Here is a 14059-nt window from a genome sequence, read left to right on the forward strand (position 1 = left end):
GAACGGGGAGCGAGCGCAGCGCCATGGGTGAGGTCTTCGCCGGACGGTACGAACTGGTCGATCCGATCGGCCGTGGTGGGGTCGGCGCCGTCTGGCGCGCCTGGGACCACCGCCGCCGCCGCTATGTGGCGGCCAAGGTCCTTCAGCAGAGCGACGCGCACACGTTGCTCCGCTTCGTCCGCGAACAGGCGCTGCGTATCGAGCATCCCCATGTTCTGGCGCCGGCCAGTTGGGCCGCCGACGACGACAAGGTCCTGTTCACCATGGACCTCGTCAGCGGCGGCTCGCTGGCCCATGTCATCGGCGACTACGGCCCGTTGCCCCCTCGGTTCGTCTGCACCCTGCTCGACCAGCTGCTGTCCGGCCTCTCGACGGTGCACGCCGAAGGCGTCGTGCACCGGGACATCAAACCGGCCAACATCCTGATGGAGGCCACCGGTCGAGGCAGGCCGCATCTGCGGCTGTCCGACTTCGGCATCTCCATGCGCAAGGGCGAACCCCGCCTCACCGAGACGAACTACGTGGTGGGGACGCTGGGTTACTTCGCGCCCGAGCAGATGATGGGAGCGGAACCGGACTTCCCCGCGGACCTCTTCGCGGTCGGCCTGGTGGCCCTGTATCTGCTCCAGGGCACCAAGCCCGACTCCCAGGAGCTCATCGAGCACTTCGCCGCGCACGGCACGCCGAGCGCCCCCGACGGCGTCCCGGAGCCGTTGTGGCAGGTCATCGCGGGGCTGTTGCAACCGGACCCGCAGGACCGTTTCCGTACCGCCACGGGCGCGCGCAAGGCGCTGAACGCCGCTGTGGAGATGCTGCCCGAACCCTCGGCCGGCGAGGAGCCGGTGGAGGTCTTCGACCAGATCGGCCCGCTGCCCGAGGGCTTCGGCCCCGACGGGCCCCTGCAGTCCGGCCGGAGCACCGCACCGCCCCCACCGGGTCCTCGGACGACCGAGCAGCAGCCCGCACCCCACCCGTCCCAGGAAGTCCCGGCGCACCAGGTCACCGGCCCGCAGCCCGGCGGGCCGTTCGCCCCGCACTCCGGCGGACAGCAGGCGTACCCCTCCGCGCCCGCTCCCATGTCGGAGACGGGCAGCTTCCACCTCCCGCCCCCCGAGCCGGCCGTTCCCGCGCACCACGCTCCGCAAACCGCCGCGCCCGGCGCCGCCCCGTACCCGGGCCCCGCGCAGGCGGCCTACTCCGCCTCCGTACCGGACCCGGCGCACGCCCCGGCGGCTCCCGGTACGCACGACCAGGCGTTCACCCGTCCCTACACCGCCCCGCAGCAAGGGGCCCCCTTCCAGGGACCGGCGTCCGCACCGGGAACGCGTCCGGGACCGCCCCCGAAGGTGGCGGTCCCGGTCCTGCTGGTGGCGCTGGTCTGCTTCGCCGTGGGCATCTGGGCGCTGACCCAGGTCTGAGGGCGGCCGGCCCGGCTACCAGGCCTGGGGCGGGCCTCCGTACGGGTACTGCCCGCCGCCCGTGGGCGCGGCGGGCACGGCGGCCGCGCGACGCCGCGCGGTCAGCGTCCACACGCCCATCCAGAGCACCAGCACGGTGCCGGCGCCGATCCCGGCCGCCGCGACCAGCTTCATCGTGCCGTTGTCGGCACCGGCCGCGGCCTGCGCGCCGCTCTGCCCTTCCCTCGCCGCGTCCTTGTCGCCCTGGGTCACGGCGAAGATCCCGGCGTCACCCTTGTACGGGGTCTTGCCGGCCTCCCCCTTCACGCTGATCTGGAGCGTCAGCGTGATCGGCTTCGCGCCGTACGCCTCCGCGACCGCCGGGCTCAGCGAGACGGAGAGGTAGTACCAGCCGGCGAACCTCATGGCGCTGACGTCGTCGCTGGAGTCGTACCGGTTCTCGTACGCCACCGGGGGCAGCGGATCGAAGGAGACGGAGGACGGCTTTCCCGCATACGACATCGGCGACACCTCGTCGACGTGCCCCATCGCGGGATTGTCCAGTGACACCGCCAGCGCACTGCTGACGTACGGGTTCTTCGCGGAGGTGCTGTTGCTCAGGCCGGCCGTGGCGAAGATCTGCTGCCCCCAGTCCACCGGAATCCGGTAGAAGAGAGTCTGCCCGGGCTCGATCCGGTCCTTCCACTCGCCGCTCTCCAGGCTGGTGGCGTCGTAGTAACCCGCGCCCCCGTGCCTGGTGTTGTCCTCGGCCCGGGTGGGCGGCGGCGGCGAGGCGGACGGCCAGACCGTCGGGGCCTCGGTCGGCCCGGAGGAGGCGTGCGCGAGCTCCGGCTCGGAGACGTAACGCAGCTCCAGGTCCCACTCCCCCTGGTCGGACGTCTCCTTGCTCTCCCGCTCGACGAGCAGGTAGTACGTACCGGCCTCCTGGCAGAGGCTGTCCTCGCTCACCACCCGGGAGGCGTAGGCGGCGATGGGACGCGGGTACTGCGCGGACCCGAACAGGGCGTTCTGCGAACTGCACTCGTCGTCCGAGCTGTCCCGGATGCTGACCGTGACGCCGTCCCCGTACGTCACCTTGCCGCCGCCCTTCGGCACGACGACGGCCGAGACATAGGCGTTCGCCTTCGCGTCCAGGTTCAGCCGGTAGTAGAGCTTCTGCTTGCCCGAGATCGCGCTCTTGTAGACCACGTCGGGCTTCAGTTCCGCCGCCTCGGCGCTGATGTCCTCACCGGCGATCGACTGCGCGTCCGGATCGAAGGTGTACGTGCCGACGCCACCCGCCGCGTACGCCTGCCCGGACAGCGCCGCCCCCGCGAACACCACCGCCACCGCTGCCAGCGCCCCCCGCATCCTGCTGCGCCGCCTCATCACGCGCTTCCCCTCGTCATCCGTGCGGCTGCCCTGCGGCGGCCGCGTACATATACGAACACGGCCAGGACCACGGCCATGGCGGCAGCCCCCGCGCCCGCGGCCGCAACGACGGCCCATCCTGCCCCTCCCGTACCGCCGCTGTCTGCGGAGACGGACGAATCGCCCCGCTTGTCCGCGCCGGAGCCCTGTTCGCCGTCGGCGTTGCCGTCCGGCTTCCCCGCGACCGGCGGGGCGTCGCGCCCCGGCCCGGCGCGCTCCTCGCCCAGCACCGCCACCCGCAGCACCACACCGATCTCCGGGTTCTCCGCGATCTCCGCGGCCCGGGCGCCCAGGGTCACCGAGATGTAGAAGTCGCCCCCGACGTGCACCGGCTGGACGTCCGACCGGTTCTCGTAGCGGTTCGTCCAGGCGACCGGTACGCCGCCCATCCGGACCGAGGCGGGGCTGCCGTCGTACATCGTGCGCCCATGGAACTCACCGCCCCCGCTGAGCGGGAAGCGGGCCGGGGTGTAGAGCCGGGTGGCCCCGTACGAGTACGTGGTGCTGGCCCGGTCGACCGTGGGCTCGTTCGCGAACTCCACCTCGTACACGACCTGCTGGCCCCAGCCCGCCGGAACCTTGTACCAGAGCGTCTGCGACGGCAGGACGCGGTCGCGCCACACGCCCCGGCCGAGCTCCCGCGCGTCGTTGAAGCCGGTGCCGCCCCGCACATCGCGCGGGTCGCCCGTGGGCGGCGTGGCGCTCCTGCCGCCTTCACCGTACTCCGTCTGCGACTGGGCGGGTGTCACGCCGTCCGCCAACGGTTCCTCGACCCCGTACACCAGCTCCAGAGGCCAACGCGCCGCGTCCGAGCCCTTCTTGCTCGCCCGCTCCACCACGAGCCGGTAGCGGCCCGCGCGGTCGCAGCTGCGGCCGCCGTCCGGCGAGGGGACACGGGCGACGGCGGCCGTCAGGGGAGTCGCGCCCTCCTTCTGCGTGAAGCGCTCGGTGTTCGTCGCGCAGTACTCGTGTCCGGTGCGCTCGATCCTGGTGGTCAGCGCGTCGAACGTGTCGACGGCCGCCCCCGGCTGCGGGACCGCCGTAGCGGCGAGGTCCGCCGTGGAGACGGCGTCGAGGTCGACCGCGTAGTACCGCTTCTCACCCGGCCCGATGGTGTCCAGGTACTGCCCCGGCCCGAGTACGGGTGCCCGGTCGGCGGTGGCCGCGCCCGCCACCCGGCGGCCCTTCAGCCGGTAGCCGTCCGCGGAAAGCCGGGCGGCGCGCCGGAGCTGACGGGCCAGCGCATCGGCGTCCGGCGCGTCGTAGTAGCGGCCGTTGCCCGCGTGCGCGATGCACTCCAACTGCTCGCGGGCTGCACCCTTCACCTGGAAGCCGACGGTGTCGATCCGCAGCCCGGGCCCTTCCCCGCCGAGCTGTTCGGCAACCTCGCAGGGCGCCGGCGCACCGCAGTTGTCCTCGCCGTCCGAGACCAGCAGGATCGTGCGCGTGCCGAGGGCGCCGTCCGCCGGCTTCGGCAGGTCGTCGGCCGCCTTGCGGAGCGAGAGCCCGATGGGGGTGTCGCCCCGGGGCCGCACGGCCTCGACCGCCCGCTTCAGCGCGTCCCGGTCCAGCTTGCGCACCGGCTGGACGAGCCGGGTGTCCGTGCAACCGCGCGGCCGGTCGGCGCCGTAGACCCGCAGCCCGGTCGGAAACCCGTCCGGCAGCCCGTCCACCACCGTGGAGACGGCCGCGCGGGCGCTCTCCATCCGGGTGCGCCCGGTGCCGTCGTCGTCCCCCATGGAACCGGAGGAGTCGAGGACCATCACCAGGCTGCCGTTGCCGCCGGACCGCGCGGCCGCCGGTGCCGCAGGCGCGGCCACCGGTGCCGCCAGGGCCGGCAGTCCGCCCGCCACCAGGGCGAACAGCGCCCCGCCGATCAATGTCCCCACCCGCGCACCGCCGCGGTGATTGCCTGTCGTCACCCGTGCCCCCTCGACCGAACAGCCACTCTCTTTGCTAGAGCAAGTTATTGATTTGCTGAAGCGAATTCAAGAGCACGGCTGTCACGGTCCCGCAACAGCACGAAGCCCCGGCCGCGTCAGCGACCGGGGCCCGTACCAGGCTGTTCCGTCTCAGACACCCGAACCTGCGGGCACGGAGTCGGTCGCCTCCGTCCACAGATCCTGCTCGGCGCGATCCGCCTGGATCTGGCGGTACACGAGGAGCCCGCCGATGGCGGCCAGTGCGACCAGGAGAAGCTTCTTCACCGCGCGACCTCGTCTTTCGTTGGCGTAGGGGACTTCTGCCGCCCGACTATACACACCGGCCGATATCGACCGGTGACCTCCCCGCAACCCAATTGGCGCCTGCGAAAGTGCGGTCGGCACCGCCCTGTGCGTGCCCGTACGACCGCCTCGGAAGGCGCCCGCCGGAAGCCGGTGGCAGCCGGTTGAACCATACGAGTGGTGTTCATCCGAAGATCGGCGTATGCGCGGCGTCGGTGCACGAAATCGCGGACCGGATCCACATCATCGGAAAGGCAAGCACACGGACCGACCGAAAGTGAGGGGCCATGAGCACCTTCAAGGCCAAGAGCATCTGGACCGCCTTCATCACCGCGTTCTTCGCCCTCCTCGCGTCGCTGGGCCTCGCGGGTTCCACCGCCGCCGCCGCGGAAACCACGAACACGAACATGGGGTCGGCGCCCACGACCCACGAACACACGCCCGCCGCCCGCGCAACCGCGACCGGCCCTTCGGTCCGATGGACCCTTCCGCGTGACCGGGCGCTGCCGCCCACGATGAAGCAGCGCATCCGCGCCGAGGCCCACAGTTCCTCACCCACCACCCGGCACCTGTCCGCCGACGCCGGTAACACCGTGAACAGCCCCGGCCCCGCCCGCACCGCGCACGGTACTCCGGCCCAGGACGCCTCGCTCCTCCCACCGTGACGGCGCCGCACCTGATCCCCTGAGCCCCCGGGCCGGTTCATACCGGACGGGGGCTTTCCCACGCGCCCGTGTATCCACACATGCCGAATGAGTATGTGTACCCACGCCAGGAACCCGTTTCGCCACCAGCATGAGGAGAACCACGACACCACTTCTCCCGGGGGAACCCATGCACGCTCGCGCCCTGTTCCGTCTCACCTTCGCCAACGTCGCTTCCGCGGTCTACCTGGGGCTCGTCGGCGCGTCCGTCGTGTTCGAGGTGGCCGCCGCGACGATCGGGGACCCCGGCATCGTCGGGATCTGGCCGTTCCTCCTCACAGCCCCGGTCTCCCTGTTGTTCACGGCGGTGGGCATAGAGGTCTGGGGCGCCGGACCCGTACCCGTCTGGGTTCTGGCCGGCGGGACGGCCCTCAGCGCCCTGGTCCAGTCGTTCGTCCTCGGCGCCCTCACACAGACGCTGCGCGGCCGCTTCCGGCGCGCGGCCACGAGATGACACCACGTCCGGGACATGTCCCGGCACGACGAAGGCCCCCACCGTTTCCGGTGGGGGCCTTCGTGCTGGTGGGGCTAACAGGATTTGAACCTGTGGCCTCATCCTTATCAGGGATGCGCTCTAACCAACTGAGCTATAGCCCCGCCGCGCTTTTCCGTCGCGCTGACTTCTGAAGATTAGCGCACGTCGGGGCCAGTCCCAAAATCGATACCCGCCGGGCTACTCGTCCTCGGCCAGCGTGAGCTCGACACCGCCCACGAAGCCCGCCGACAGGTTGTAGATGAAGGCGCCCAGCGTGGCCAGCGCGGTGGCGAGGACCACGTCGATCACCGCGATGACCGAGGTGAAGACGAGGACCCTCGGCAGCGACAGGAACGCCTGCAGGTCGAAGCCGTTGCCCTCGTTGGAACCGGTCGCCTCGCTGATGGTGCCGCCCACAGTGGAGAAGACGCCCATCGCGTCCATCACCATCCACAGGACCGCCGACGCCACCACCGTGCAGATGCCGAGCGCGATGGACAGCAGGAAGCTGACCTTCATCACCGACCACGGATCGGCCTTGGCGACCCGCAGACGCGCCTTGCGGGTACGCGGAGTGGTCCGCGCCCCCGTCCGCGGCTTGCGGGCGGCCTGGGCCGGTCCCACGCCCTGCTGCCCGCCGTAGGACGGCCCCCCGCCCGGCGGCGAGGGGTAGGCCTGCGGCGGGTGGTACGGGCCCGCCTGGCCCGGTGCGGGTTCCCGCTCGCCGGGCAGCGGCCCGGTCGCGTAACCCTCGTACTGGGGCTGAGGGCCCCGGGTATCCGTCACAGTGCCCCCTTGGGAGTCCGTGGCGGGGCCACGGGCACCGTTGCCTCCCGCTCCGGAAGCGGCCGAACCGGCGCCCGTGGCTCCACTCACGCTCTACTCCTCGTGCTCCCCGGTCGAGGACGACATGTCCTCGACATTGCTGTCGACCGTGCTGCCGGCAGCCGCGTCGGCCGTGGTGGCCTCGGCTGTCACTGCCGCGGTCGTCTCGCCTTCGGCGTCCTCGGCCCCGTCGACCTCTTCGGCCTCGCGACCCGCCTCGGCGTTGCGAGCGATGCCGACGACGGCGTCGCGCTTGCCCAGATTGATCAGTTGGACGCCCATGGTGTCACGGCCCGTCTCCCTGACTTCGTTGACTCGCGTACGAATCACACCACCGCCGAGCGTGATGGCGAGGATCTCGTCGGTCTCCTCGACCACCAGCGCGCCGACCAGCGAGCCCCGGTCCTCCACGATCTTGGCGGCCTTGATGCCGAGGCCACCGCGACCCTGGACGCGGTACTCGTCGACCGCGGTCCGCTTCGCGTACCCGCCGTCAGTGGCAGTGAACACGAAAGTACCGGGCCTGACGACATTCATCGACAGCAGTTCGTCTCCTTCACGGAAACTCATGCCCTTGACGCCCGAGGTCGCGCGGCCCATCGGGCGCAGTGCCTCGTCCGTGGCGGTGAACCTGATCGACTGCGCCTTCTTGCTGATGAGCAGCAGATCGTCCTCGGAGGAGACCAGCTCCGCGCCGATCAGCTCGTCGTCGGAGCCGTCCGCCGTCTCGCGCAGGTTGATGGCGATGACACCGCCCGAGCGCGGGGAGTCGTAGTCCTTCAGCGCGGTCTTCTTCACCAGGCCGCCCTTGGTGGCCAGGATCAGGTACGGCGCGGCGTCGTAGTCGCGGATCGCCAGGATCTGCGCGATCCGCTCGTCCGGCTGGAAGGCCAGCAGGTTGGCGACGTGCTGGCCGCGCGCGTCCCGGCCGGCGTCCGGCAGCTCGTACGCCTTGGCGCGGTAGACCCGCCCCTTGTTGGTGAAGAACAGCAGCCAGTGGTGCGTCGTCGACACGAAGAAGTGGTCGACGATGTCGTCTTCCTTGAGCTTCGTGCCACGCACGCCCTTGCCGCCGCGCTTCTGCGAGCGGTAGTCGTCCGTCTTGGTGCGCTTCACATAGCCGCCGCGGGAGATCGTGACGACGATGTCCTCCTCGGCGATCAGGTCCTCGATGGACATGTCGCCGTCGAAGGGCACCAGCTTGGAGCGCCGGTCGTCGCCGAACTTGTCGACGATCGCCGCCAGCTCCTCGCTGACGATCTGCCGCTGCCGCGAGGGCGAGGCCAGGATCGCGTTGTACTCGTTGATCTTCGCCTGGAGCTCGTCGTGCTCGGCGGTGATCTTCTGGTGCTCCAGCGCGGCCAGCCGGCGCAGCTGCATCTCCAGGATCGCGTTCGCCTGGATCTCGTCGATCTCCAGCAGGCCCATCAGGCCCTCGCGGGCGATCTCGACGGTCTGGCTGCGCCGGATGAGGGCGATGACCTCGTCGATGGCGTCCAGGGCCTTCAGCAGACCGCGCAGGATGTGCGCGCGCTCCTCGGCCTTGCGCAGCCGGAAACGCGTGCGCCGGACGATGACCTCGATCTGGTGCGCCACCCAGTGACGGATGAACGCGTCGATCGACAGGGTGCGCGGCACCCCGTCCACCAGCGCCAGCATGTTGGCACCGAAATTGGACTGCAGGTCGGTGTGCTTGTACAGGTTGTTCAGGACGACCTTGGCGACCGCGTCCCGCTTCAGCACGACGACCAGGCGCTGGCCCGTACGCGAGGAGGTCTCGTCGCGCACGTCGGCGATGCCGCCGATCTTGCCGTCCTTCACCAGGTCGGCGATCTTCTGCGCGAGGTTGTCGGGGTTGGTCTGGTACGGAAGCTCCGTCACGACCAGGCACTGGCGGTTCTGGATCTCCTCGACCGCCACGACCGCGCGCATCGTGATCGAGCCGCGGCCCGTACGGTACGCCTCCTCGATGCCCTTGCGGCCCACGACCAGTGCGCCGGTCGGGAAGTCCGGGCCCTTGATCCGCTCGATCAGGGCCTCCAGGAGTTCCTCCTGCGAGGCCTCCGGGTTCTCCAGGTACCACTGCGCACCGGCCGCGACCTCGCGCAGGTTGTGCGGCGGGATGTTGGTGGCCATGCCGACCGCGATGCCCGCGGAGCCGTTGACCAGCAGGTTCGGGAAGCGCGCCGGCAGGACCGTCGGCTCCTGGTTGCGCCCGTCGTAATTGTCCTGGAAGTCGACGGTCTCCTCGTCGATGTCCCGGACCATCTCCATGGACAGCGGCATCATCTTGCACTCGGTGTACCGCATGGCGGCGGCCGGGTCGTTGCCCGGGGAACCGAAGTTGCCGTTGGAGTCCACCAGCGGCATCCGCATCGACCAGGGCTGCGCCAGGCGGACCAGGGCGTCGTAGATCGAGGAGTCGCCGTGCGGGTGGTACGTACCCATGACGTCACCGACGACACGGGCGCACTTGTAGAAGCCCTTCTCGGGCCGGTAGCCGCCGTCGTACATCGCGTACAGCACCCGGCGGTGGACGGGCTTGAGACCGTCCCGTACGTCGGGCAGCGCACGCGAGACGATGACGGACATCGCGTAGTCGAGGTAGGAGCGCTGCATCTCCGTCTCGAGCCCGACGGGCTCGACACGCATGCCCACACCCTCGACGGGCGGAACCTCTTCGGGCGTCACGGGGGCGGGGGTGTTCTCATCGGCCATTGCTGGTCAAAGTCCTTTCGCGCTGCGGCTGCGGCTGCGGCTGCGGCTTGGAGGGTCCGGCGATTGGGAGGTGGGTCCGCCTCCCAATCGCCGGACCCTCCTCCTTGTACGGCCGACTCAGATGTCGAGGAAGCGGACGTCCTTGGCGTTGCGCTGGATGAACGAGCGCCGCGCCTCCACGTCCTCACCCATCAGCACCGAGAACAGGTCGTCGGCCTGCGCCGCGTCGTCGAGCGTGACCTGGCCGAGCACGCGGTGGTCGACGTCCATCGTGGTGACGCGCAGCTCCTCGGCGTTCATCTCGCCGAGACCCTTGAAGCGCTGGATCGAGTCTTCCTTGATCCGCTTGCCGTTCTGCTTGCCGAGCTCGACCAGGGCGTCGCGCTCGCGGTCCGAGTACGCGTACTCGAAGTCGTCCCGGCCCCACTTGATCTTGTAGAGCGGCGGGCGCGACAGGTAGACGTGCCCGGCCTCGACCAGCGGGCGCATGAAGCGGAACAGGAACGTCAGCAGCAGGGTGTTGATGTGCTGGCCGTCGACGTCGGCGTCCGCCATCAGGATGATCTTGTGATAGCGGAGCTTCTCGATGTCGAAGTCCTCGTGGACCCCGGTGCCGAAGGCCGAGATCAGCGCCTGGACCTCGGTGTTCTGCAGGATCTTGTCGACCCTTGCCTTCTCGACGTTCAGGATCTTGCCGCGGATCGGCAGGATCGCCTGGTACATCGGGTTGCGGCCGGACTTGGCCGAGCCGCCGGCGGAGTCACCCTCGACGATGAAGATCTCGCACTTGGTGGGGTCGTTCGACTGGCAGTCGCTGAGCTTGCCGGGCAGCGAGGCGCTCTCCAGCAGGCCCTTGCGCCGGGTCAGGTCGCGCGCCTTGCGGGCCGCCACGCGGGCGGTCGAGGCGGCGATGCCCTTGCGGATGATGTCGGCCGCCTCGTTGGGGTTGCGGTCGAACCAGTCCGTCAGCTGCTCGTGGACGACCTTCTGCACGAAGGTCTTGGCCTCCGTGTTGCCCAGCTTGGTCTTCGTCTGGCCCTCGAACTGCGGCTCGCCCAGCTTCACCGAGATGATCGCCGTCAGACCCTCGCGGACGTCCTCACCGGTGAGGTTGTCGTCCTTCTCGCGCAGCAGCTTCTTGTCGCGCGCGTACCGGTTGACCAGCGAGGTCAGCGCCGCACGGAAACCTTCCTCATGCGTACCGCCCTCATGCGTGTGGATCGCGTTGGCGAAGGAGTAGACACCCTCGCTGTACTGCGTGTTCCACTGCATGGCGATCTCGACCGAGAGGAGCCGGTCCTTGTCCTCGGCCTCGATGTCGATCACCGACTGGTGGATGACATCGCCCTTGCGGGAGTTGAGGTACTTGACGAAGTCGACGATGCCGTTCTCGTAGTGGTACGTGACCGAGCGGGCCGCTTCCTCCTCGGGAACGTCCGCCGCCTCCGCGCTGTCGGCACCGGCCGTCGCCTTCGCCGACTCGCGCTCGTCGGTCAGCTTGAGGGTGAGGCCCTTGTTGAGGAAGGCCATCTCCTGGAAGCGGCGCGAGAGCGTCTCGAAGGAGTACTCGGTCGTCTCGAAGATGTCGCCGTCGGCCCAGAAGGTGACGCTCGTGCCCGTCTCGTCGGTGGCCTCGTTACGCGCCAGCGGGGCGGTCGGGACGCCGAACTTGTAGTCCTGGGTCCAGCGGTAGCCGTCCGTCTTCACCTCGACGGACACCCGCGTGGACAGGGCGTTGACGACGGAGACACCGACGCCGTGCAGACCACCGGAGACGGCGTAACCGCCGCCGCCGAACTTGCCGCCCGCGTGCAGGACGGTGAGCACGACCTCGACGGCCGGCTTGCCTTCGGACGGCACGATGCCGACCGGAATGCCGCGGCCGTTGTCGATCACGCGCACCCCGCCGTCGGGGAGGATCGTGACGTCGATGGTGTCCGCGTGCCCGGCCATGGCCTCGTCGACGGAGTTGTCGACGACCTCTTGCACGAGGTGGTGGAGACCGCGCTCACCGGTCGAGCCGATGTACATGCCAGGTCGCTTGCGGACCGCGTCCAGACCCTCCAGCACGGTGATCGCACTGGCGTCGTACGAGGCCTTCGCCTCGGCCGGAGCGGCAGCGGCGCCGCTCTCGCCCTGGGTGGACGGAATGTTCTCGTTGGGGTTGCCGGAATCGGCCACGAAGCGCCCTTTCTGGCACAGCACAGGCCGTTCTCCGGGCAGGCGGGAGCGGCTGCGTCGTTCGGCTTGTATCGACGACTCCCGCCAGACGCGGGATTGTTCATCAGTCTACCGGTAGCGCCGACCCGAATGGGGGTTTGCGGGCACCTGAGTCCGCATGTGCCGCCCTGAATGAGCCGCTGACGACTCCCCATATCCGGGAAGGGGCCTCAGGGGGCTCACGAGGGCGTTGAGCGCTTCGGCCTGTCAGCCTCCCGCTACGGTGAGGGACGTCCGTTCACCGCCGCCTGGTTTCACCCACCACGTAATCGGAGCCCGAGACGCCCCGAAGGCGGTGCGCCCACTCGGCGCGCACCGGCAGACGCCCACGCGAGGATACGGAAAGCCCAGGTCAGGCCGGGTCAGCCGTAGGTGTCGCCCGGGCCCGTGCTCCCCGGGGCCCGCAACGGACCGAACCTGCGCTGCGGGCCGCCCGGCCCCAGCACCTTGATCATCCGAACCGTGCCGTTGCCCAGGTCCGCGTTGAGGCGGGCCACCAGCTGGGGGGCCAGGAGCCGCAGCTGGGTCGCCCACACCGTCGAATCGCACTGCACCGTCAGCACACGCTGATCCGGTTCCTCGTCGTACCGCACCGGCACACAGTGGAGGGCGAGATCGTCACCGACGATCTGCGGCCAGCGGCCCATCACCCCGCCCACCGCCGCCGGGGTCTCCCAGCCGCGCTCGGTGATCAACCGGTTGATCGCCGCGCCCAGCGGCAGCGGATCACGGCCGTCCGCCCGGGCCCCGGACCGCAGCCCGCCGCCCCGCCTCGCCTGCTTCTTCTGCTGCGCCGCCGCGCCGCGGGCCCGCGCCTGCTCCTTCGCCGCGCGCAGGGCCACCCGGGCCAGGTCCACGCCGGAGGGCTCCGCCGGCTTCGCCCGGTCGCCGCCTGGGGCCTCTCCCTCTCCGTCGCCGCTCACACCCGCTCCACCTCACCGGCGGTCACCGAGTAACGCGTCCCCGCGAGCGCGCCCGGCACGTCGTCGTCCACCGCCGCCGTCACCAGCACCTGCTCGGCCGGGGCCACCAGCTCCGCCAGCCGTTCCCGGCGGCGCGTGTCCAGTTCGGCGAAGACGTCGTCCAGCACCAGCACCGGTTCATTGCCCTCGCCACGCAGCAGCTCGTACGAGGCCAGCCGCAGCGCGAGCGCGTACGACCAGGACTCCCCGTGGCTCGCGTACCCCTTGGCGGGCATACCCCGCAGGCCGAGCACCAGGTCGTCGCGGTGCGGGCCGACCAGCGTCACTCCGCGCTCGATCTCCTGTTTGCGGACGCCGGCCAGGGCCTCGACGATCTGGGCGTACAGCTCCTCCCGCGTGCGCGCGGGGCCCGCGTCGCCGCCGACGGAGCTGCGGTAGTCCAGCGTCACCGGACCCCCGCCCGGCGCCACGTCCCCGTAAGCCTTGTCCGCCAGCGGCTGGAGCGTGGCGATCAGGTCCAGGCGCCGGGCCAGCAGTTCCGCGCCCACCCCCGCCAGATGCTGGTCCCACACGTCGAGCGTCGACAGGTCCAGAGAGCGACCGCCGTGCCTGCGCGCCATCGCCGCGGACTTCAACAGGGTGTTCCGCTGCTTCAGCACCCGCTCGTAGTCGGAACGCACCCCGGCCATCCGCGGCGACCGCGCGGTGACCAGCTCGTCCAGGAACCGCCGGCGCTCGCCGGGGTCGCCCTTCACCAGCGCCAGGTCCTCCGGCGCGAACAGCACCGTCCGCACGATGCCGAGCACGTCCCGCGGTCTGACCTGCGACGACCTGTTGATCCGGGCGCGATTCGCCCTGCCCGGGTTGAGCTCCAGCTCGATCAGCTGCGAGCGCTCGCCCTGGGTGACGGCCGCCCTGATCACCGCCCGCTCGGCGCCCATGCGTACGAGCGGGGCATCGGAGGAGACGCGGTGGCTGCCGAGCGTGGCGAGATAGCCGACGGCCTCGACGAGATTCGTCTTCCCCTGGCCGTTGGCCCCCACGAACGCGGTGACGCCCGGATCGAGAGGCACCTCGACCCGGGCGTACGAGCGGAAGTCGGCCAGCGACAGATGCGTGACGTGCATGGTGTGCGCCGACC

General features: G+C 70.4%; 11 protein-coding genes and 1 tRNA gene. 3 read left to right on the forward strand and 9 right to left on the reverse strand.

The features are described from left to right. The first annotated feature begins 23 nt into the window (after positions 1-23). A complete protein-coding gene (locus ABZ564_RS12210) occupies positions 24-1418 on the forward strand; it encodes a protein kinase (protein WP_360853761.1) in 1395 nt (464 codons plus the stop codon). 15 nt (positions 1419-1433) lie between these two features. Here ABZ564_RS12210 and ABZ564_RS12215 read toward each other — a convergent pair whose 3' ends face one another. From ABZ564_RS12215 to ABZ564_RS12225, 3 genes are all read right to left on the reverse strand, one after another. Continuing rightward, positions 1434-2768, reverse strand: a complete 1335-nt coding sequence (locus ABZ564_RS12215; RefSeq protein ID WP_360853862.1) for a hypothetical protein — start codon at positions 2766-2768, stop codon at positions 1434-1436. 17 nt (positions 2769-2785) lie between these two features. After that, positions 2786-4750 carry a VWA domain-containing protein gene (locus ABZ564_RS12220; protein ID WP_360853764.1) on the reverse strand — a complete coding sequence of 655 codons (1965 nt, stop codon included), beginning with the start codon at positions 4748-4750 and terminating at the stop codon, positions 2786-2788. A 150-nt stretch (positions 4751-4900) separates the two neighbouring features. Beyond that, positions 4901-5035, reverse strand: a complete 135-nt coding sequence (locus ABZ564_RS12225; RefSeq protein WP_003958712.1) for a DLW-39 family protein — start codon at positions 5033-5035, stop codon at positions 4901-4903. 305 nt (positions 5036-5340) lie between these two features. Between ABZ564_RS12225 and ABZ564_RS12230 the strand changes: the two genes are divergently transcribed. Beyond that, positions 5341-5718, forward strand: coding sequence for a DUF6344 domain-containing protein (locus ABZ564_RS12230; protein WP_360853767.1), 378 nt, complete (start codon positions 5341-5343; stop codon positions 5716-5718). 169 nt (positions 5719-5887) lie between these two features. Continuing rightward, a complete protein-coding gene (locus tag ABZ564_RS12235; protein ID WP_360853770.1) occupies positions 5888-6211 on the forward strand; it encodes a hypothetical protein in 324 nt (107 codons plus the stop codon). 66 nt (positions 6212-6277) lie between these two features. Here ABZ564_RS12235 and ABZ564_RS12240 read toward each other — a convergent pair. The 6 genes from ABZ564_RS12240 to recF form a co-directional block, all read right to left on the reverse strand. Beyond that, positions 6278-6354 (reverse strand) — tRNA-Ile (locus ABZ564_RS12240). A gap of 76 nt (positions 6355-6430) precedes the next feature. Then, positions 6431-7018 carry a DUF3566 domain-containing protein gene (locus ABZ564_RS12245; RefSeq protein WP_360853772.1) on the reverse strand — a complete coding sequence of 196 codons (588 nt, stop codon included), beginning with the start codon at positions 7016-7018 and terminating at the stop codon, positions 6431-6433. A 93-nt stretch (positions 7019-7111) separates the two neighbouring features. Then, complete coding sequence (gyrA, locus tag ABZ564_RS12250) at positions 7112-9775, reverse strand: DNA gyrase subunit A (RefSeq protein ID WP_360853775.1); 2664 nt, start codon at positions 9773-9775, stop codon at positions 7112-7114. Between the two features lie 117 nt (positions 9776-9892). Further along, a complete protein-coding gene (gene gyrB, locus ABZ564_RS12255) occupies positions 9893-11980 on the reverse strand; it encodes a DNA topoisomerase (ATP-hydrolyzing) subunit B (RefSeq protein WP_360853778.1) in 2088 nt (695 codons plus the stop codon). 377 nt (positions 11981-12357) lie between these two features. Then, positions 12358-12918 (reverse strand): DciA family protein, encoded by a 561-nt coding sequence (locus tag ABZ564_RS12260; RefSeq protein ID WP_360853781.1) that lies wholly within the window; start codon positions 12916-12918, stop codon positions 12358-12360. After that, complete coding sequence (gene recF / locus ABZ564_RS12265; protein WP_360853784.1) at positions 12915-14045, reverse strand: DNA replication/repair protein RecF; 1131 nt, start codon at positions 14043-14045, stop codon at positions 12915-12917. The genes ABZ564_RS12260 and recF overlap by 4 nt, the downstream gene beginning before the upstream one ends. Between the last annotated feature and the right edge of the window lie 14 nt (positions 14046-14059).

This window comes from Streptomyces sp. NPDC019224 (assembly GCF_040632605.1).
Classification (GTDB): domain Bacteria; phylum Actinomycetota; class Actinomycetes; order Streptomycetales; family Streptomycetaceae; genus Streptomyces.

Coding starts and splice junctions, on each gene's coding strand:
- ABZ564_RS12210 (WP_360853761.1), top strand. CDS start 24: ATGGGTGAGGTCTTCGCCGGACGGTACGAACTGGTCGATCCGATCGGC.
- ABZ564_RS12215 (WP_360853862.1), bottom strand. CDS start 2,768: ATGCGGGGGGCGCTGGCAGCGGTGGCGGTGGTGTTCGCGGGGGCGGCG.
- ABZ564_RS12230 (WP_360853767.1), top strand. CDS start 5,341: ATGAGCACCTTCAAGGCCAAGAGCATCTGGACCGCCTTCATCACCGCG.
- ABZ564_RS12235 (WP_360853770.1), top strand. CDS start 5,888: ATGCACGCTCGCGCCCTGTTCCGTCTCACCTTCGCCAACGTCGCTTCC.
- gyrA (WP_360853775.1), bottom strand. CDS start 9,775: ATGGCCGATGAGAACACCCCCGCCCCCGTGACGCCCGAAGAGGTTCCG.
- recF (WP_360853784.1), bottom strand. CDS start 14,045: ATGCACGTCACGCATCTGTCGCTGGCCGACTTCCGCTCGTACGCCCGG.